Source organism: Intrasporangium mesophilum (assembly GCF_054783095.1).
In genome coordinates, this window is the sequence record NZ_BAAGRF010000017.1 from 80,976 (window position 1) to 99,421 (window position 18,446).

The window sequence follows — 18,446 nt, forward strand, 5'->3', positions numbered from 1 at the left end:
CGGCTCACCTCGGCGGCTTCCGGTGCGACTCCTCGTAGGCGCCCACGACGTCCTCGGTCGGGCCGTCCATGATGATCCGGCCCTGGTCCATCCACAGGACGCGGTCGCAGGACTCGCGGATCGCGGAGTTCGAGTGGCTGACGAGGAAGACGGTGCTCGCCTCCTGGCGGATCTCGGCGATGCGGTCCTTGCTCCGCTGCTGGAAGTCCGCGTCGCCCGTGGCCAGTGCCTCGTCGATCATGAGGATGTCGGGTGCGGCGGCGGTCGAGATGGCGAACCGCAGGCGCGCTCCCATGCCGGAGGAGTAGGCGCTCATGGGCAGGTCGACGAAGTCGCCGATGCCCGAGAACTCGACGATGTCGTCATAGCGCGCGCGCACCTCGCGCGGCGTCAGGCCGAGCGCCAGACCACCGATCATGACGTTGCGCGCACCGGTGATGCCGGGGAGCAGGACCGCGTTGACGCCGAGCAGGGACGGTCGGCCGAGCGCCCAGAGCTTGCCACCGCTGGGCGGGATGAGCCCGGCGATGGCGCGCAGCAGCGTGCTCTTGCCCGAGCCGTTGCGCCCAATGATCCCGACCGCCTCGCCATGGTTGACGACGAACGAGACCTGCTTGACGGCGTGGACCTTGCGGACCGAGGAGACAGCGTTGCGCTTGCTGAACATCCGCTCCACGAACGGCAGCTCACCCTCGGTGGCGGTCGCGCGCTTCTTCGCGCCGAAGACCGTGTAGATGATGTCGAGCTCGGAGCAGACCACGCTCGGCTTCGTCGAGACGGGGGTCGTCGGGCGCGGTCGGGCGGAGCCCGGCTCCGTCGTCTCGTGACCCTGGTCGCGTCGCGGCGAGTCGGCGGTGTCCGGGCCGGAGATGGCCGGGTCGGAGATGGTCGGGTCCGGGTAGGTCGAGCGCGTCTCGGCGGCGGCCAGGGGGTCAGTTGCTGCCATAGCGACCCTCCCCGCGCCAGAAGAAGACCAGGCCGGTGCTGCAGAGCACGACGCCCCAGACCGCGGCGGCGATCCAGCTCGACAGCTGGAGGTGGTACTGGGCCATCAGCGCCTCTCGCGAGATGGTCATGCCGACAGCGAGCGGCTGGTAGAGCAGGACCGCGCTGATCAGCCCGTAGCCCGCGTAGTGCGGGATGCTGAAGAAGACGCCGGAGACGTACCGGCCGAGGCGGACGCCCACCGGCACGAGGTTGGCGGTGTCGCGTGCGGCGTTGACGATGCGCGCGAGGAAGAACGCGAGACCGAGGTTGATCAGCGTCACGAGCAGTAGCGCGACCGGGAACAGGAACCAGTGCAGCGAGAACGGCTCGCCCGTCATCGGGATCATGATCATGAGCACGAGGAAGGCCGGTACGTTCGTCAGGAACTGCGTCAGTGTGACCGAGATCGGCAGGACGGCCCGCGGGAAGCGCAGCGCGCGCACCAGCCCGATGTTCGCCGTCACCGCCCGCGCCCCGGCGATGAGGCACGACGCGGTGTAGCCGAAGACGAAGATGCCGATCGTCAGGAACGCGATGTAGTTCTCGGTGCCGCCGCGGGTCTTGAGCAGCAGGCCGAAGATCAGGTAGTACGAGCCGACCAGCAGCAGCGGGTTGAACACAGCCCACGCCTGCCCGAGGTAGTTGTTCTGGTTCGCCGTGTAGGACTGGGCCGACGAGAGGTGCCAGATGAGGTGCCGGTAGTGCCAGACCTCCCGCACATACGACCAGAACGGCGGCCGGACACCGAGCTCGTCGAGTCCTGCGGACCTGGCAAGCGCCTCGGCCTGCTCGGGTGTCATGGTGGCGGGCGCGAACCGCTGCTGCTCGGTCATGGTGGCGCTTCCCGTCATGAGGCGACCCCCTCGTAGACCCGCTGGTACGTCCGTGCGGCGGCGGACCAGGTCCGCTCCTGCGCGACGTGGGACCGGCCCTGCTCGCCGATCTCCTTGCGCCGCGGCGCATCGTCGACGAGCGACTCGATCACCCGCGCGACCGCGGGGGCGTCGGCCGGGGGCACGAGGACGCCGCGGCCGTCGCGCAGCAGCTCCCGCACCGGCGGGAGGTCGCTGCCGACCACCGGCACCCCGAGCCCCATCGCCTCGACCGGCTTGAGCGGGGCGACGAGGTCGGTGACCGGCGTCGAGAGTCGCGGCAGGCAGAAGACGTCCAGCGCGGCGTGGTGGTCGCGGCTGCGCGAGTGAGGGACGCGGCCGGTGAGGACGAAGCGGGTGCGGTTCCCGCTCCGGGTCAGCTCGGCCGCGCGGGCCGAGAGCCGGTCGAGCGCGGGCCCGTCGCCGACGACGAGCACGACGAGGCGAGGGCTGTCCACGATCCCGCCGGCCTCGACGAGCACGTCGATGCCTTCGTAGTCGTTGAGCGTCGACACGGTGCCGACCACCACGTCGTCGGGGCCGATGCCGAGGCCCTCACGCACGCCGTCCCGGTCGACAGCGGCCGTGAGGTGGTCATCGGGCACACAGTTGCCGACCACGTGGACGGTCTCAGGGTCGATGCCGCGGCGCACGATGTCGTCGCGCATCGACTCCGACAGGGTCACCACCGCGTCGGCGAGCTCCATGCACCGCGTCTCGGTCCTCCGCGTCCAGCGGTAGAAGTCGCTCTCGGCGCGGCCGCCCCGGCTGCGCCAGGTCTCCTCCAGGAAGCCGCGGGCCTCGTAGACGACGGGAAGGCCCAGTCGCCGGCCCGCGACCAGCGCGGCCTGGGCGTTGACGTGCTTGGAGTGTGCGTGCAGCACCGAGGCGCCGACGGAGCCGGCGAGCGCACCGACGGCCGCGGCATACGACTCCAGGTGGGCGTCGGGTCGGTCGACCCGGCAGGCGCCGGCGACGGTCCGGTGGTAGGGCACCCCGGACAGGCTGGCGAACGGCGCGGCTGCCAGATGTCCCTGGGCGACCGGGAATCCCGGGGGCGTGCACACGTGGGCGTCGATGCCCGCGGCGCGCTGTCCCGCGACGATCCCCTGGGTTCGGACGGTGTAGCCGGCCTGAACCTCGGGCAGCGAGTTGGTGACGAGGTGCACCACGGCGCCGCCGTTCGGGGCGACGTTCACCCGCTGGGGCTCCAGGTCATCGAGCGCGGACCCGTTGAGCACCGCTCGTTCACCGGACAGCCACCTTCGGTGGGTCCGGGCGAACAGCGAATGGACGCCCACGAGGGCCCGTTCGGCCTTCGCGACGTCTCCGGCGGCATACGCGAGGTATGCCGCCGCGCCGCCTCGAGCGGGCGCCGTGGACTGCGGTGGCCGGCCGTCCCCTGACTCAACGGCCGACCACTGGCCAGTGGCTGCGGCAGCGGCCAGCAGCCCCTGGGCGCGCCGGCTGTCCCCGGCGCGGAGCCCGTCGGTGAGGCGGCGTCGTGCGAGCTCGCGTTCCCCAGACGCGGCTGCGGCGATGACCGACACGGGCCCCGTTGTGCGGCGGGCGAGCTCACGCGAGGCCCCGCGTGGCAGCAGCCGCGCACCCACCCAGACCGCCTGCCACGGGTTGCGCGCCAGATGGACGCGCGCGACGCACGCCGCGACGGGAAGGTTCGCGAGCATGAGCGCTGTCGTGGACGGGATGTCACCAACTGTTTGGCTTCCCGTTACATCACGGGAGCCGGGCGCGCTAAGCGCAGGTGCCACAGTGGCGCCGAGTCTGGGGGTCACGCATGGAACGTTGCAGACGCTCGCCGAACAGCCGGCTTGCCCAGACAGAACGTCAGTCGAACAGAGAGAGAAGTTTGTGGTGAACGCGCGACAGCGGGTGCTCGCGGACCTAGGCCGGGCGCGGACCGCTGCAGTCCGGGCTGCCCGTGACCCCTTGGCCCGGGCGGACCTGCCCCGCAAGGTGCGTAAGGAAGTCGAACGACGGCTCCCGAAGGTGCGGTCGGCCCGTCTCCGGGTCGACATCCCGGCACCGGAGATCCCGACCGGTCCGGTGGCGCGCCCCGACGTGACCGCGGCGGTCATTCTCGACGACTTCTCCGAGCTCGCTCTCGGCTACGAGTGGCGGCAGGTGCCGGTGACTCCGGAGCGCTGGCGGGCCCAGGTGGACAGCACCCGCCCCGACCTGCTCTTCGTCGAGTCGGCGTGGAACGGCAGCTCCGGCGCGTGGCGCCTGGCGATGACCGGTGAACAGGGGCCGTCGGACGAGCTGCGCGCCCTCGTCGACGGCTGCCGGTCGCTCGGCATCCCGACGGTGTTCTGGAACAAGGAGGACCCGCCGAACTACGACCGCTTCATCGACACGGCGCGCCTGTTCGACCACGTCTTCACCGTCGATGCTGGCCGGATCCCCGACTACGAGCGCGACCTCGGCCACTCGCGGGTCGGCCTGCTGCCGTTCGGAGCCCAGCCGCGCATCCACTCCCCGGTGCGGCGCGGCGCCGGCCGCTCCCGTGAGGTCGCCTTCGCAGGCAGCTACTTCGCCGACAAGCACGACGAGCGCCGCCGTCAGATGGAGTACATCCTCGAGCCCGCGCTCCCGCTCGGCCTCGAGATCTTCTCCCGCATGGCCGGCCGGGACAAGCGGTACCAGTTCCCGAGGCTGTATGCCGGCTCGCTGGTCGGGAGCCTCCCGTACCGTCGGATGCTCGGTGCCTACACGGCATACAAGGTGTTCCTCAACGTCAACTCCGTCGTGGATTCGCCGACGATGTGCGCGCGGCGACTCTTCGAGCTGTCGGCCGCGCAGACGCCCGTGCTGTCCGGGCCGGCCGCCTCGATCGAGCCGTTCTTCGGCGACACGGTCCGGGTCAGCCACGACGCGGCGGAGACCGAGCGCGAGCTGCGGGCGCTGCTCCAGCACGAGGAGTACCGCGACCGCCTCGCCCTGCGCGCCCACCGGCGGGTGTTCGACGAGCACCTCTACGGCCACCGGGTGGACACCGTGCTCCAGTCGGTCGGGATCGCCCGTCCGGCGCGCGACCGCTCGATCTCCGCCGTCGTGCCGACGATGCGGCCGGACCAGGTCACCCACGTGATGCGGTTCGTGGCCGCCCAGGCGCACGCGGACGTCGAGCTGGTGCTCGTGACGCACGGTTTCGACCTCGACGCCGACAAGGCTCGCGTCCAGGCGGAGGAGGCCGGGCTGTCCGCCGACCGGCTTGTTCTCGTCAGCCGTGACGGCTCGGAGACCCTCGGCGCGCTCATGAACGCCGGCGTCGACGCCGCCGCCGGCCGGTACGTCGCGAAGATGGACGACGACAACGTGTATGCCGCCCACTACCTCAGCGACCTCGTCCGGGCCTTCGACTACACCCAGGCGAGCGTCGTCGGGAAGTGGGCGCACTATGCCCACCTGACCGCCACGGGCGCCACTTTGCTGCGGTTCCCTGACTCCGAGCACCGGTACGTCGACCTGGTCCAGGGCGGCACGCTCCTGCTCGAGCGCGAGCTGGCGACGCGGCTCCGGTTCGAGGACCTCCCGCGCCGGGTCGACACGACCTTCCTCGAGAAGGTCCGCGCCGAGGGCGCCAAGGTCTACTCCACCGACCGGTTCAACTTCGTGTCCGTGCGCGCGGCGACGCCCGACGGGCACACCTGGCCGATCTCCGACGTGGAGCTGCTGTCCCGCAAGGGCCGCCTCGTCTTCCACGGCGACCCGACCGAGCACGTCACCATCTGAAAGGCCCACACCCTTGAGTGCACCCGACCCGACCCCACGCGACACCGCGCGGCGCCTCGTCGCGTCCTACTGCTTCCCGCCCTACAGCGACACGGCCGCCATCGTCGCGGCGAAGCGGGTCTTCGACCGTGGCGAGCCCGTCGACGTGATCTGCAACGCGATGGACTCCATCCGGCACCAGGACCCGAGCCTCGTCCAGCTCTGCGGCGGGCTCGTCCGCCGGTTCGCCGCCGTCCCCTCGCGGACGGCCTTCAGCTCGTGGGGTGCGATCGTCGACTACGAGCGCCTCGGTCTCGAGACCTACCTGCGGTGGGAGTCGATGCAGGGCGAGTACGAGTCGGTGTACAGCCGGGCCCAGTTCGCCGCCTCCCACTTCCTCGCTGCGCAGATCAAGCTGGCCCGGCCGGGTGTCGTCTGGGACGCGGAGTTCTCCGACCCGCTGTCGCACGATGTCGAGGGTCAGGTCCGCGAGTCGCTGGCGAACGACGACCGCACCATCGCCCGGCTTCGCACGGCCGTGGGCGGCGCGGGCTTCGCGCCGCCGTCGGGGCTCAACGCCTTCGAGTGGTGCGAGGTCATCGCGTTCGCCCTCGCCGACTCGGTGATGTTCACCAACGAGCGCCAGCGCGACTTCATGCTGGAGAACTGCCACGACGCGGAGCTGGCGGCCAGGGTCGAGAAGGTCGCGGTCGTCTCGCCGCACCCGACACCGTCGCCGCGATTCTACGGCGCTCGCCCGTCGGACCACCGGCTCGACCCGGCCCGCCGGCACATCGGCTACTTCGGCAACTTCTACGCCAACCGAGGCGTCACTGGTGTGCTCGACGCGCTGGCGCTGCTGACCAAGCCGGTGCGGTCCACGGTGATGCTCCACGTCTTCACCTCGAAGCCGGAGGAGCTGCAGGAGGTCGTCTCGGGCCGGGGCCTGGGCGACTGTGTCCGGGTGGGGCCGTTCGTCGGCTATCTCGACTTCCTCGCGCTGGCCAAGCGGATGGACTGCCTCCTGGTCAACGACGCGGTGAGCCCCCGCGGTGCGCGGAACCCGTACCTACCCTCGAAGTGGAGCGACTACCGCGGCAGCGGCACGCCGGTCTGGGGCGTCGTCGAGGAGGGCAGTGCACTCGACGACCAGGCGCTGGACCACCGGTCGCCGGTGGAGCACGTGAGTGCGGCGGTGCAGGTGCTGACGCGGATCAGCGCGAGCCCAGCACGATCGTCCTGAGGCGGTCTCCCGCGTCGGCGCCGCTGAACCTGGCGCGCGCCGACGCGACCGTCTTCTCGGTCAGCTCCGCCCACTCGCCGGCCTCGCTGATCGTGAGCACGCGCTCGGCCGCGGCCTGCGGTGTAGGGACGACCCACTCGGACGGGTAGAGGTCCTTGGCGCCGCCGATCGCCGCGTAGACCGGCCAGTCGCGCACGACCGGAACGGCCCCGCTCGCCGCCATCTCGACGAGGCCTGTGTGGAAGCCCTCGCGGCGGCTCGTGCTGAGTGCCCAGCCGACGTCGCGGAAGTGCTCGGGCAGGCGGGAGGTGTAGCCGACGTAGTCGACGGCGTCCCACAGCTCGTCCTGCGCGATGCGCTGGTGGAAGGCGCGCGCGGCCGCCTTCTCGACGGGGTTGCGGGTCGACAGGTCGAAGTCGGCGCCCATCAGCCGCAGGCGCCACTCGGGGTCGTGCCGTCGCAGCTCCGCGAGGACGTCGAGCGCCCAGAGCGGGTCCTTGACCTGCTGGGCCCACCCGACCATCCCGAGCGTCTTGGCTGCCGCGGGCGACTTCGGCAGGGCGTACGTGTCGACCTGGAGCGGCAGGGGCACGACATGCTGGCGCACGTGGTCGAGCCGGCCGCCCAGGGCAGCGGCGGCGGAGCGCCGCATGTGCTCGGCGGGGAAGATGGCGTCGCTGACCTTCTCCCACTCGGCGGTGTGCAGCCAGGCACTCAGCGTGTCGACCCCGTGGAGCCGCACGACGATCCGCGTGCCTTCCGGGACGACCTCGGTCACCCAGGTCAGCCCCTTGTCGGCCCAGTCGACGAAGATGACGTCGGCCGCGAGCGCGTCAGCGGTCGCGACGTCCACAGCAGGAGGGTGCCCGGTCGCGGCGAGCAGCCGCTCACGCACGGTCGCCGGGTCGACGCCGGTGTTGGTGAACCGCTTCTGCCGCTCCGACAGGTCGAGCACCTCGACGTCCGCCGCCACGGACAGCTCGTCGACGACCGGTTTGGCGAACTTCGGATATGCGCCGGGCAGCACCGTGACCCGCCGCCGGCCGTTCGGTGCCGTGGTGCGGGGAGTGCCAGGCGGTCGGGCCGGCGTGGTGCGCCCGAGGAGCCTGCCGACCTCGGTCTCGCGGAGCGGAGCGAGGAAGGTCTCCGGCTCGGAGACGATGGGGGAGCGGGGCTCGGCCGTGTGCAGCCGTCGGGTGAAGAGCAGGTCGATGGCGACTGTCGTGAGGAAGACCGCGCGGTCCAGGTCGTCCGCGAGCGCTGTGTCGGCGTCGCGCAGTGTGCTGCCGACGACACCGGGCACGTCGATGGTGCCGCGGTTGCCCTTGGTCAGGATCTCCTGGAGGGCTGCGAGAGCTGGCAGGCCGGTGCCCTCGACCTCTTTGTCGCTGAAGAGGTTTCGGCCGTTGTCGAGCACCTCGGCCGACGCCTCGAGCCGCCCTGCGCGGATGAGGCGGTAGCCGACCATGGCCCACAGGCCCGGCTCCACCTCGCCGCGCGTCCGGGCCGCGTCGTCGCACAGGACCCGCGACGCGAGCCGAGCAGCGTGGGCGTCCGCGAGCGATCCTCGGAGCTGGCTGCCGGCCGTGCGCATCGTGAGGAGCGCGAGCTCGTGGGCGTCGAGCGCGGTCGACACGGAGTCGCCGTCGCCGTATGCCCTGAGGAGAGTGCGTCCCTCACGGTCGAGGATGACCCGCGGGCCGGGCTCGGCGAGCAGCGCTGCCGCCTCCGTGTCGATGCGCGAGTATGCCGGACGGCCGAGCCCAGCGGGCACGACCGCGGGCAGCACCCGGCGACCGACGCGCATGGCCTCGCGCGAGGCGCGCAGGACGGCGCGGTGCCGCCGCGGCGAGTCTGCGCGGACGCGGGACTCGACCCACGGCACCGTCTCGGGCAGGAGCCCGACGCGGTGGACCTCGGGGAGCTTGCGCAGCATCTGCTTGAGTCGTCCGCGGTAGTGCAGCACTCTGACGCCAAAGCCGTTCCTGGCCAGGAAGGTGACCATCCTGGCGTGGTCGTTGATCGCTCGGGCGCTGCCCGCGACGACGACCAGCGAGCGCAGCCCCGGTGGGGGAGTGTGGAACAGCGCGAAACCCTCGGCCGCGCCGTCGAGCGGGCCAGGGCGCAGCGAGGTGACGCCCCTGACCCCAGCTGCGCGAAGGGCGCGCTCGACCTCGGGCCGGCGCTCGGGATGACGCTCGGCCCAGCGGCGCAGGTCGGCCAGCTCCGCCGCGACGAGAGCGTTCGTCAGGGTGCTGCGGTCTGCGGGGTCGGCCTGGGTGTCGGTGGTCAGCGCCGCGATCACCGCGATGCGGTCGACGACCTCGGTCTCGAAGTCGCTCTGCGTCGAGCCGGTCCGAGGCCGGCCTGCGTGCTCTTCGGCGGGAGGTGGGCTGCTGGCCGGCGAGGCGCCCTCCGCCGACTGGGGTGCTGCCGAACCGCCCGTGAGGTAGTCGGCGCCGCTGCGGCCGGGCTCGAGGTCGAACGTGACGAACTGGCGGTCGAACCTGCTGAACAGGTGGCCGCTGAGGACCGCGTCCTCGCCCGTGTGGAGGCGGCCGTCGAAGGGGATCTCGCGCAGCCGGTCGGTCGGGAACAGCTTGCCGCCGCGAGCCCGGGCGACACCCAGGGCCCGGTCCGGCGGCACGTGGTGCGCGTCCTCGGCGGGCGCGGGGGTGCCCACGACCCGGCCGGCGGGGACACGGTCGAGGCTCCGGGCGGCATACAGCTGCTCGAGGAAGGTCTCCGAGACGGTGTCGGCTCCGTCGACGAACGTGGTCCAGGCCCCGCGCGCGAGGCCGACGCCGACGTTGCGCGCCTCGGCGCGGGTGTCGGCTCGGCGGTCGACCAGCTCGACCTCATGCCCGGCCAGCGGACCCAGCGTGACTCGCTCGACCGCGCGGTGTGCCTCGTCACCGGGCCCGTGGAGAACGACCACGACCTCGAACTGGTCAGGCGGAAGTGACTGTCGGGCAAGGGATTCCATACACTGAGCGACACCCTCGCACGAGCCGAGAGCGGATACCACCACCGATAGGTCACGCACCCGGCGAAGGTAGTCCGGTTCGTTGAATAGGCTGGTCGGGCGCGGGGCAGCGCAGGTGAACGTCGGGTTAAGGACGGGTGAGCGTCATGCCGGAAGGGGACACCGTGTGGCGCACCGCGACGCGCCTGGACCAGGCGCTCGCGGGCAAGCCGATCGTCGAGTCCGACCTGCGTTGGCCGGAGATCTCGACCGCCGACCTGCGCGGACGCGCGACGCTCGAGGTGGTCAGCCGCGGGAAGCACATCCTGCACCGGATCGAAGGCGGTCTCACGCTCCACTCCCACCTGCGGATGGAAGGCCAGTGGCGTATCGAGGCGACCCCGACCCTGGCCGCCGGGTGGCTGCGCAACCCGCAGCTGCGGGCGCTCGTCGCGGCCCCCGACTGGACGGCACTCGGGCTGCGCCTCGGCATGCTCGATCTCGTCAGCACGTCCCGAGAGGACGAGCTCGTCGGTCACCTGGGCCCGGACCTGCTCGGTCCCGACTGGGACGCACCCACAGCGGTGACCAACCTGCTCGCCGACCCCGGGACCATCGGGGCGGCTCTGCTCGACCAGCGCAACCTCGCCGGTGTCGGCACGATCTGGTCCGACGAGACGCTGTTCGCCGAGCGCGTGAGCCCGTGGACCCCGGTCGCCGCACTGGACCGCGACACCGTGGAGCGGATCGTCGACCGGGTGCACCGGTTCCTCGTCCGTTCGAGGGACAGCGGTGTGCAGTCCACCACCGGCTCGACCCGGTCCGGGGAGTCGACCTACGTGCACGGGCGCTCCGGTCGCCCCTGCCGGCGCTGCGGGACCACCGTGCGGGCCGCCCCCATCGGGCTGCCTCCGCGCCAACGCATCCTCAACTACTGCCCGACCTGCCAGCCCGGCACCCAGCCGCCACTCTGAGTTCGCGCCGATGTCAGCGGACCGTTCTAGGCTGAGAGACCCGATGACCTGAGTGCAGTGAGGAGCAGTGTGATGGCATCCCGCCTCAACCCCTACATCAGCTTCAAGGACAACGCGCGCGACGCGATGGAGTTCTACCAGTCCGTCTTCGGCGGCGAGCTGAACGTCAGCACCTTCGGCGAGTTCGGGTCCGACGGGCCCGAGGCCAGCGGTGTCATGCACGCCCAGCTCGAGTCGCCGAGCGGTTACACGATCATGGCCTCGGACACCGCGCCCGGCATGACCTACGAGCCCGGCAGCAGCATCACCGTCAGCCTGAGTGGCGACGACGGCGACGAGCTGCGGGGGTACTGGGACAAGCTGTCCGACGGCGGCACGGTCTCCATGCCGCTCGAGAAGCAGATGTGGGGCGACGAGTTCGGCATGGTGACGGACAAGTTCGGCGTCGGCTGGATGGTCAACATCGCCGGCACGCCGGGCGACGCCGCGCCGGGCGACGCCGCGCCGGCCACCTGAGCCCGGCCGGCAGCAGCCTGGGCGGGCGAGTTCCCGCCCGGCTGGGCCCTGCCCAGCAGGACCCGGCCCGACCTCCGGGGCCCTGGGCCGTGACCCTGCGTGACCCCTTGGTCCTGGCCCCTCTGATTCTGCTCCGGAATCCGGAGCAGAATCAGAGGGCGATGGCGTGGGCTGGTGGCCCCGGCCCGAGACCGGCCGGAGACCGACCCACGTCGCCGGGTGGGCCGGAGTCGCCGGGTGGGCCCGAGTCGCCGGGGTCGCCGGGCAGCCGGTCGGCTACCTCGAGCGGGCCAGCTGCCGGGTGAGCTCGTCCGCGTCGATGAAGCTCGTGTGCGTGCCGGCCGTGCCGCACGCCCACGATCCCGCGACCGCGCCCGCCTTCGCCGCGGCGCGTGCGTCGCCGCCGCGGAGCCAGGTGTGCAGGAACGCGGCGACGTAGCTGTCGCCCGCGCCATTGGTGTCGACGACCGGGCGTCCCTCGATCTGGACTGCCGGCACGTTGAACGCGCCGCCCTCCCGAACGTGGACCCGCGAGCCCGCAGCGCCGTCCATGACGACGACGAGGCGCGCCCGTCCGCGGTCGAGTACGTCGGCGACGACGTCCTCCTCCACCCCGTCGAGCCGGGAGCCGGACACGAAGACGACGTCAGCGGCATACGCGAACGGGCGGTGGTGCGGGTTGTGACCGTCCCAGTCGTGCAGGTCGGTGGAGGTCGTCGCCCCGGCTGCCGTCGCGTCCTCGAGGGCGCGCACTGTCCACGGCATGATCGACGCGTGGACGTGGCGGGCCTCCGCGAGGGGCTCTCGCCACAGGGCGGCGTCGGGCACAAGGTCGTAGGGGTGGCGGGGGTCGTAGAACGACATGCGCCGACCAAGGTCGTCGACGAGGTTCACCGCGCGGCGGGTGCCGCTCTCGTGCACGACGTGGTCGAAGGCGAGACCCTCGGCGGTGAAGCGGTCCAGCACGAGGCGGCCCTCGTGGTCGTCGCCGATGACGTCGACGAACCGCGTCTCGAGGCCCAGCCGGTGGCAGCCGAGCGCGACCCCGCTGCCGGTATGCCCGACGTGCATGTCGATCGGCGGCACGACGTGCGAGTCGGCGAACGGCACGGGCAGCTCCGGCACCCGGACGATGGTGTCGACTCCCGCTCCGCCGACGACGAGGACGTCTGTGGTCATGCGCCCATCATGGCCGCCGCCCCACCCCACCCGGTCGAGTGGGGTGGTCGAGTGGGTGGTCGAGTGGGTGGTCGGTTGGTCACCGACCCATCGGCCAAGGGCTGTCGATCAGGGCACCTCGGGGGCCCGGCTCACCGGGATCCGCCGGGCGTCGGGTGCGCTGAGCCGCTCCTCGTTCGCCTCGGAGTCGGCGAGCTCCTTCTGCGAGTCGAGCTCGGCCTGGACGCGGGCGAGGTATGCCGCGACCTCCGTATCGACCCGCTCGTCGTCCCAGCCGAGCACCGGAGCGACGATCTCGGCGGCGGCCCGGGCGCTGTCCACGCCCCGGCTCGGGGTCTCGATCGAGATCCGGGTGCGCCGGGCCAGGATGTCGTCGAGATGGAGGGCCGCCTCGTGGTCGGCGGCATACCGGATCTCGACCTTGAGGTACTCCTCGGCGCCGGGCACCGGCTCGTAGAGGCTGCGGTCTCCCTCGGCGAGCGCGAACAGCTCGGGCACGAGCGAGCCGTACCGGTCCAGCAGGTGCCGGATCCGCCACACGGGGAGGTCCTGGTGGCGGGCCAGCCGGTCGATCTGGTTGACGAGTGCGACATAGCCCTCGGCGCCGGAGAGTGGGATGAGGTCGGTGACGCTGCCGGGTACGTCCCCGCCGATGTCCTCCCGTGCGGCGTCGACGGCGTCGACGGCCATGACACGGTAGGTCGTGTACTTCCCGCCCGCGATCGAGATCAGCCCTGGCTGGGGCCGGGCGACCGCATGCTCGCGGGACAGCTCGCTGGTGTCCTCGCTCTCGCCGGACAGCAGCGGGCGCAGGCCGGCATACACCCCCTGGATGTCCGCGTGGGTGAGTGGCTCCCTGAGCACGGCGTTGAGGTGCTCGAGCAGGTAGTCGATGTCGGCGCGGGTCGCGGCCGGGTGCGCTCGGTCGAGGTCCCACTCGGTGTCGGTCGTGCCGATGATCCAGTGCGTGCCCCACGGGATGACGAACAGCACGGACTTCTCCGTGCGCAGGATCAGGCCGGTCTCGGAGCTGATGCGGTCCCGCGCGACGACGATGTGCACGCCCTTCGAGGCGCGCACGTGGAACCGGCCGTGCCCACCCGCCATGGTCTGGATGTCGTCGGTCCACACGCCGGTGCAGTTGATGACGGCCGACGCCCTGACCTCGACCCGCTCGCCCGTCTCGACGTCCTCGACCAGCGCGCCCACCACCCGCTCGCCCGCTCGGAGCAGGTCCACGACCCGAGCCGACGACACGACGGTCGCCCCGTATGCCGCCGCCGTGCGGACCGTGGTCAGGGTGTGCCGTGCGTCGTCCGCCTGGGCGTCGTAGTAGAGCAGCCCCCCGGTCAGCGAGTCCCGCTTGAGCGCCGGGCACCGTTTGAGCGCGCCGGTGCGGGTGAGCTGCTTGTGGCGCGGCGTCGAGCGCGTGCCGCCCATGGAGTCGTAGAGGGTGAGCCCGGCGGTGACGTAGGGCCGCTCCCAGCCGCGACTCGTCAGCGGGTAGAGGAACGGGACCGGGCGGACCAGGTGTGGGGCGATCCGGGTCAGCATCAGCTCACGCTCGCGCAGGGCCTCGCGGACGAGGTCGAAGTTCATCCGCTCGAGGTAGCGCAGACCGCCGTGGAAGAGCTTCGAGGAGCGCGACGACGTGCCTGACGCGAAGTCGCGCTGCTCGACGAGCGCCGTCGACAGGCCGCGCGTCGCCGCGTCCAGCGCGACACCACCGCCGGTGATGCCACCCCCGACCACGAGCACGTCGAACTGCTTGGTGGCCAGGCGTTTCCAGGCCTTGACGCGGTAGTGCGGGTCGAGCTGCACTGGGCTCGTCATCGACTCCCCTTCGCTCGGTGCCGAGACCGCCACTCTAACGAGGGGGCTTGTCCGGGGTGGGCAGCGCTACGGTCTGGACATGCCGACCGAGCAACGCAGCCATGTCGTCGCGATCGACCAGGGCACGACGAGCAGCCGGGCCATGGTCTTCGACCGGTCCGGCCGGGTCGTGGCCGTCGACCAGCTCGAGCATCGCCAGATCTTCCCTCGCGCGGGCTGGGTCGAGCACGACCCGATGGAGATCTGGGAGAACACCCGCGCCGTCGTGGGTGGCGCGCTCGGCAAGGCGAACCTCAACGCGACCCATGTCGCCGCAGTCGGCATCACCAACCAGCGGGAGACGACGGTGGTGTGGGACCGTGCAACGGGCCTGCCGGCATACAACGCCGTCGTCTGGCAGGACACCCGCACGCAGTCGATCTGCGAGCAGCTGGCGGGCGACGCCGGGCCCGAGCGGTTCAAGCACGTCACCGGGCTGCCGCTCGCGACCTACTTCGCCGGGCCGAAGATCCGCTGGATCCTCGACAACGTCGATGGGGCACGAGAGCGGGCCGAAGCCGGGGACCTGCTCTTCGGCACCATCGACACGTGGCTGCTGTGGAACCTCACTGGTGGCGCGACGGACGGCGGCATCCACGTCACGGACGTCACGAACGCGTCCCGCACGCTGCTCATGGACCTGCGCACCCTCACCTGGGACGAGTCGATCGCCGGTGCGATGGGCGTGCCGGTGTCGATGCTGCCGCAGATCCGCTCGTCCTCCGAGGTGTACGGCACGTGCAAGCCCGGCATCCTCATCGACGTGCCGGTGGCCGGAATCCTCGGTGACCAGCAGGCGGCGACCTTCGGCCAGGCGTGCCTCGACGTGGGCACCGCGAAGAACACCTACGGCACCGGCAACTTCATGCTGCTCAACACCGGGCCCGAGATCGTCGAGTCCCGCAACGGCCTGCTGACGACGGTCTGTTACCGCCTCGGCGACGCGGATCCGGTCTACGCGCTCGAGGGCTCGATCGCGGTGACCGGCTCGCTCGTGCAGTGGCTGCGCGACAACCTGGGCCTCATCAAGGACGCCGCCGAGGTCGAGGAGCTCGCCGCGACGGTCGACGACAACGGCGGCGCCTACTTCGTCCCGGCGTTCTCGGGTCTTTTCGCGCCGCATTGGCGACCCGACGCGCGGGGCGCGCTCGTCGGCCTCACTCGCTATGTCAACAAGGGACACATCGCGCGGGCAGCGTTGGAGGCCACGGCATTCCAGACCCGCGAGGTGCTCGACGCGATGAACGCCGACTCCGGTGTGCCGCTCACCGAGCTCAAGGTCGACGGCGGCATGGTCGTCAACGAAGGGCTGATGCAGTTCCAGGCCGACCTGCTCGGTGTCGACGTCGTGCGCCCCAAGGTCGCCGAGACGACAGCCCTCGGGGCCGCGTATGCGGCTGGGCTGGCTGTGGGGTACTGGCCCAGCACCGATGACATCCGGGCGAACTGGGGCGAGGACCGGCGCTGGAGCCCGCAGATGGACGTCACGGAGCGGGAGCGTCTCTACCGGCAGTGGAAGAAGGCCGTCGAGCGGACCCTGGACTGGGTGGACGACGACACGGCCTGACTGAAGCCGCGCTGCCGCGGCCGACCACGCGGCCGACCACGCGGTCGAGTGAGCGCCCGGTCCCAGGCGTGACGCCGCGGCGCGGTGCCTCAGCGATCGGCTTCGATCTGGCGAAGCACCTTGCGTAGCAAGGAGTTCAGCTGGGCAAGCTCGCGCTGCGTGAGCGGCTCGAAGGTGCGGTTCTCGGCCGCGATGCCGTCGGCCAAGGCGTGCTCCCAGAGCATCCTTCCCGACGACGTGGGTCGGATCAGGATGCGTCGCCGGTCCATCGGGTCGACGTCCCGGGTCACGTGGCCGCGGTCGACGAGCCGGTCGATCCGGGAGGTCATGGCCGCGCGGGTCACGTGGCAGTCGTCGGCGAGCTGGGCCGGCGTCGCCTCCTCGGGGTAGTGGTTGACGAACAAGGCGTGCAGCGTCTTGTAGTCCTCGAGGGTGTCGTCGGTGTTGGCGAAGCGTGCGTGAGTGCCGCGGTCGAGGTGCTTGATGAGCGCCTGCATCCGCGTGGTCGCGCCCTCGACCTCGGGGTTGATGCCCGACAGGCCGGCCCACCGGGCGACATGCCGGTCGACCGAGTCCTGTCCCTCGTCCGCCATGGCGTCAGTGTCGCAGATACCGTCGCACATGACACAGAAGTCTAACTGTTCATTGACAGATAGTTAGATAACTAACTAACGTCACGACCATGACGGACGCGAAGAGCGACACGAGCAGCGACACGAGCAGCGAGACGGTCAGCGACACGAAGCGCGGGACCGCGCCCCACCTCACCGCGCGGCGGCTCCTCGGCGTGCGCGACTTCAGGCTCCTGGTCACGGGGCAGGGCCTGTCCTGGGTGGGCGACGCCTTCAACCCGATCGCGCTCTCCGTGGCGGTCGTCCTGTCGGGCGGGGGAGCGGGTGAGCTCGGCGTGATCCTGGCCGCCGGCGTCGTCGCACGCCTCGCGTGCTCGCTGCTCGGCGGCGTCTGGGCCGACCGGGTCACACCGCACCGCATCATGGTCCTTGCCGACGTCGTGCGAGCGCTGTCGGTCGGTGCCACCGCCGCGGCCTTCGCAGTGGGGCACCCGCCCGTTGCGCTCCTCGCCGTCCTCGCCGCGGTGACATCCGGGGCCGGCGCGTTCTTCTACCCGGCGTTCGTCGGGCTGCGGCCGCTCATCGTGCCGAGCGGCGGCCTCCAGACCTCCAACGCCGTGATCAGCTTCCTCCAGTCGGCGGCACAGGTCGCAGGCCCGGTCCTCGCCGGCTTCGTCGTCGCACAGTTCGGTCCGGTGCCGGGCTTCGCCGTCAACGCACTGACCTTCGTGTGGTCCGCCGTCTGCGTGGCCCGGATCAGCGCCCGCGCCGACCATGCTGCCGAGCGCCGCTCCATGCTCACGGAGATCGGCGAGGGGCTCGGGGAGATCCGCAGCCGCGACTGGCTCTGGACCAGCCTCCTGTCGGCTGCGATGTTCCACGTCGCCGGCGGCGTCTTCATCGTCCTGGCCGAGGTGACTGCAGTGCGCGACCTCGGGGGCGCGCACGCCCTCGGCCTCATCACTGCGGCACTCGGCATCGGCGGCATCATCGGCGGTCTCGTCGGGATCCGCGTGCAGCCACGTCGCATGCTGCTGGCCGCCTTCGTCTCCCTCGGACTGTTCCCCGCGCTGCCGCTCGCGTTCGGAGTCTCCTCGTCGCTCGCGCCGATCATGGCGCTGGCCGTCATAGCCCAGGCCGGCCTGCTGTTCTTCGACGTCGGCTGGCAGACCGCCCTTCAGCAGGGTGTGCCGCACGACCGTCTGGCGAGGGTGGCGTCGTGGGACATCCTCATCTCGTTCGTGGCGCTCCCGATCGGCAACATCCTGGCCGGGCCCCTCAGTGCGCGCCTCGACACCACCCCGCTCATGCTGGCCATCGCCGCGTGGATGCTCCTCGCGGGCTGCTGGCCCCTGCTCATCCGCAGTGTCCGAGCCTTCACTCGTGGCGGCGGCGCTCCCTCCGCCGCGACGAGTGAAGGTGAGGCTCAGCCGAGTGCCGCGATGGCCGCGTCGTAGTCGGGCTCCTGGTCGATGCTCGGCACCACCTGGGCGTGCAGCACGGTTCCGTCGGTGTCGAGCACGACGACCGAGCGCGCAAGCAGGCCGCGAAAAGCCCCGTCCACCAAGGTCATTCCGTAGTCGTGCCCAAACGTCGACCGGAAGCCGGAACCGACGGTGACGTTCTCGATGCCCTCGGCCCCGCAGAACCGGCGCATCGCGAACGGCAGGTCGTGCGACACGCAGACGACGGTCGCGTCGGAGAGGCCGGCGGCCCGCTGGTTGAACGTGCGCACACTGAGGCCGCACACGCGGGTGTCGATGCTGGGGAAGATGTTGAGCACCAGGCGGACCCCCTCAGGACGGTCGAAGTCGAGCAGGTCTGTGCCGGTCAGGGTGAAACCTGGGGCGGGAGCGTCGACGGCGGGCAGGTCGCCCACCGTGTGGACTGGGGAGCCGCCGAGCAGAGTCGTAGCCATAGCCCGTTTCTAGCACCGACGCAGGCGAGGCAGCGCCAGCGGTCGA

The 18,446-nt window shown here is 71.3% G+C and carries 14 protein-coding genes; 6 read left to right on the forward strand and 8 right to left on the reverse strand.

Annotated features, from left to right (window positions below; translation table 11 throughout):
• Positions 1–4: 4 nt before the first annotated feature.
• The 3 genes from ACYVLP_RS16195 to ACYVLP_RS16205 are packed head-to-tail and all read right to left on the reverse strand — an operon-like array spanning position 5 to position 3,547.
• On the reverse strand, positions 5–946 hold the full coding sequence (locus tag ACYVLP_RS16195) for an ABC transporter ATP-binding protein (protein ID WP_460628375.1): 942 nt from the start codon (positions 944–946) through the stop codon (positions 5–7).
• Positions 933–1,838, reverse strand: a complete 906-nt coding sequence (locus ACYVLP_RS16200) for an ABC transporter permease (protein WP_460628376.1) — start codon at positions 1,836–1,838, stop codon at positions 933–935. The genes ACYVLP_RS16195 and ACYVLP_RS16200 overlap by 14 nt, the downstream gene beginning before the upstream one ends.
• Entirely contained in the window at positions 1,835–3,547 is a 1,713-nt protein-coding gene (locus ACYVLP_RS16205; protein WP_460628377.1) for a glycosyltransferase family 4 protein, read from the reverse strand. The genes ACYVLP_RS16200 and ACYVLP_RS16205 overlap by 4 nt, the downstream gene beginning before the upstream one ends.
• 187 nt (positions 3,548–3,734) lie before the next feature.
• Between ACYVLP_RS16205 and ACYVLP_RS16210 the strand changes: the two genes are divergently transcribed.
• Together ACYVLP_RS16210 and ACYVLP_RS16215 are read left to right on the forward strand one after the other, a co-directional pair.
• The gene (locus ACYVLP_RS16210; RefSeq protein WP_460628378.1) at positions 3,735–5,615 is read left to right on the forward strand and encodes a glycosyltransferase family protein; all 1,881 of its coding nucleotides are present in this window, start codon (positions 3,735–3,737) and stop codon (positions 5,613–5,615) included.
• 13 nt (positions 5,616–5,628) lie between these two features.
• On the forward strand, positions 5,629–6,837 hold the full coding sequence (locus ACYVLP_RS16215; RefSeq protein WP_460628379.1) for a glycosyltransferase family protein: 1,209 nt from the start codon (positions 5,629–5,631) through the stop codon (positions 6,835–6,837).
• Here ACYVLP_RS16215 and ACYVLP_RS16220 read toward each other — a convergent pair.
• Positions 6,809–9,883, reverse strand: a complete 3,075-nt coding sequence (locus ACYVLP_RS16220) for a glycosyltransferase (RefSeq protein WP_460628380.1) — start codon at positions 9,881–9,883, stop codon at positions 6,809–6,811. The genes ACYVLP_RS16215 and ACYVLP_RS16220 overlap by 29 nt on opposite strands.
• A gap of 86 nt (positions 9,884–9,969) precedes the next feature.
• Between ACYVLP_RS16220 and ACYVLP_RS16225 the strand changes: the two genes are divergently transcribed.
• Together ACYVLP_RS16225 and ACYVLP_RS16230 are read left to right on the forward strand one after the other, a co-directional pair.
• Entirely contained in the window at positions 9,970–10,776 is an 807-nt protein-coding gene (locus tag ACYVLP_RS16225) for a DNA-formamidopyrimidine glycosylase family protein (RefSeq protein ID WP_460628381.1), read from the forward strand.
• 72 nt (positions 10,777–10,848) lie between these two features.
• Positions 10,849–11,292, forward strand: a complete 444-nt coding sequence (locus ACYVLP_RS16230) for a VOC family protein (RefSeq protein ID WP_460628382.1) — start codon at positions 10,849–10,851, stop codon at positions 11,290–11,292.
• Positions 11,293–11,568: 276 nt separating this feature from the next.
• Here ACYVLP_RS16230 and ACYVLP_RS16235 read toward each other — a convergent pair whose 3' ends face one another.
• Both ACYVLP_RS16235 and ACYVLP_RS16240 read right to left on the reverse strand, forming a co-directional pair.
• Positions 11,569–12,471, reverse strand: a complete 903-nt coding sequence (locus ACYVLP_RS16235) for a carbohydrate kinase family protein (RefSeq protein ID WP_460628383.1) — start codon at positions 12,469–12,471, stop codon at positions 11,569–11,571.
• Positions 12,472–12,579: 108 nt separating this feature from the next.
• Positions 12,580–14,304, reverse strand: coding sequence for a glycerol-3-phosphate dehydrogenase/oxidase (locus ACYVLP_RS16240; RefSeq protein WP_460628384.1), 1,725 nt, complete (start codon positions 14,302–14,304; stop codon positions 12,580–12,582).
• 79 nt (positions 14,305–14,383) lie between these two features.
• On the opposite strand from ACYVLP_RS16240, the gene glpK reads away from it, so the two are divergent.
• Positions 14,384–15,910, forward strand: coding sequence for a glycerol kinase GlpK (glpK, locus tag ACYVLP_RS16245; RefSeq protein WP_460628385.1), 1,527 nt, complete (start codon positions 14,384–14,386; stop codon positions 15,908–15,910).
• 89 nt (positions 15,911–15,999) lie between these two features.
• Here glpK and ACYVLP_RS16250 read toward each other — a convergent pair whose 3' ends face one another.
• Entirely contained in the window at positions 16,000–16,503 is a 504-nt protein-coding gene (locus tag ACYVLP_RS16250; protein ID WP_460628386.1) for a MarR family winged helix-turn-helix transcriptional regulator, read from the reverse strand.
• An 89-nt stretch (positions 16,504–16,592) separates the two neighbouring features.
• On the opposite strand from ACYVLP_RS16250, the gene ACYVLP_RS16255 reads away from it, so the two are divergent.
• Positions 16,593–17,939 (forward strand): MFS transporter, encoded by a 1,347-nt coding sequence (locus ACYVLP_RS16255; protein WP_460628387.1) that lies wholly within the window; start codon positions 16,593–16,595, stop codon positions 17,937–17,939.
• Here the strand turns inward: ACYVLP_RS16255 and tpx are convergent.
• A complete protein-coding gene (gene tpx / locus ACYVLP_RS16260; protein ID WP_460628388.1) occupies positions 17,909–18,400 on the reverse strand; it encodes a thiol peroxidase in 492 nt (163 codons plus the stop codon). The two genes, ACYVLP_RS16255 and tpx, sit on opposite strands and share 31 nt — an antisense overlap.
• Positions 18,401–18,446: the final 46 nt, after the last annotated feature.

Coding starts and splice junctions, on each gene's coding strand:
- ACYVLP_RS16195 (WP_460628375.1), bottom strand. CDS start 946: ATGGCAGCAACTGACCCCCTGGCCGCCGCCGAGACGCGCTCGACCTAC.
- tpx (WP_460628388.1), bottom strand. CDS start 18,400: ATGGCTACGACTCTGCTCGGCGGCTCCCCAGTCCACACGGTGGGCGAC.
- ACYVLP_RS16235 (WP_460628383.1), bottom strand. CDS start 12,471: ATGACCACAGACGTCCTCGTCGTCGGCGGAGCGGGAGTCGACACCATC.
- ACYVLP_RS16205 (WP_460628377.1), bottom strand. CDS start 3,547: ATGCTCGCGAACCTTCCCGTCGCGGCGTGCGTCGCGCGCGTCCATCTG.
- ACYVLP_RS16230 (WP_460628382.1), top strand. CDS start 10,849: ATGGCATCCCGCCTCAACCCCTACATCAGCTTCAAGGACAACGCGCGC.
- glpK (WP_460628385.1), top strand. CDS start 14,384: ATGCCGACCGAGCAACGCAGCCATGTCGTCGCGATCGACCAGGGCACG.
- ACYVLP_RS16200 (WP_460628376.1), bottom strand. CDS start 1,838: ATGACGGGAAGCGCCACCATGACCGAGCAGCAGCGGTTCGCGCCCGCC.
- ACYVLP_RS16250 (WP_460628386.1), bottom strand. CDS start 16,503: ATGGCGGACGAGGGACAGGACTCGGTCGACCGGCATGTCGCCCGGTGG.
- ACYVLP_RS16255 (WP_460628387.1), top strand. CDS start 16,593: ATGACGGACGCGAAGAGCGACACGAGCAGCGACACGAGCAGCGAGACG.
- ACYVLP_RS16240 (WP_460628384.1), bottom strand. CDS start 14,304: ATGACGAGCCCAGTGCAGCTCGACCCGCACTACCGCGTCAAGGCCTGG.
- ACYVLP_RS16225 (WP_460628381.1), top strand. CDS start 9,970: ATGCCGGAAGGGGACACCGTGTGGCGCACCGCGACGCGCCTGGACCAG.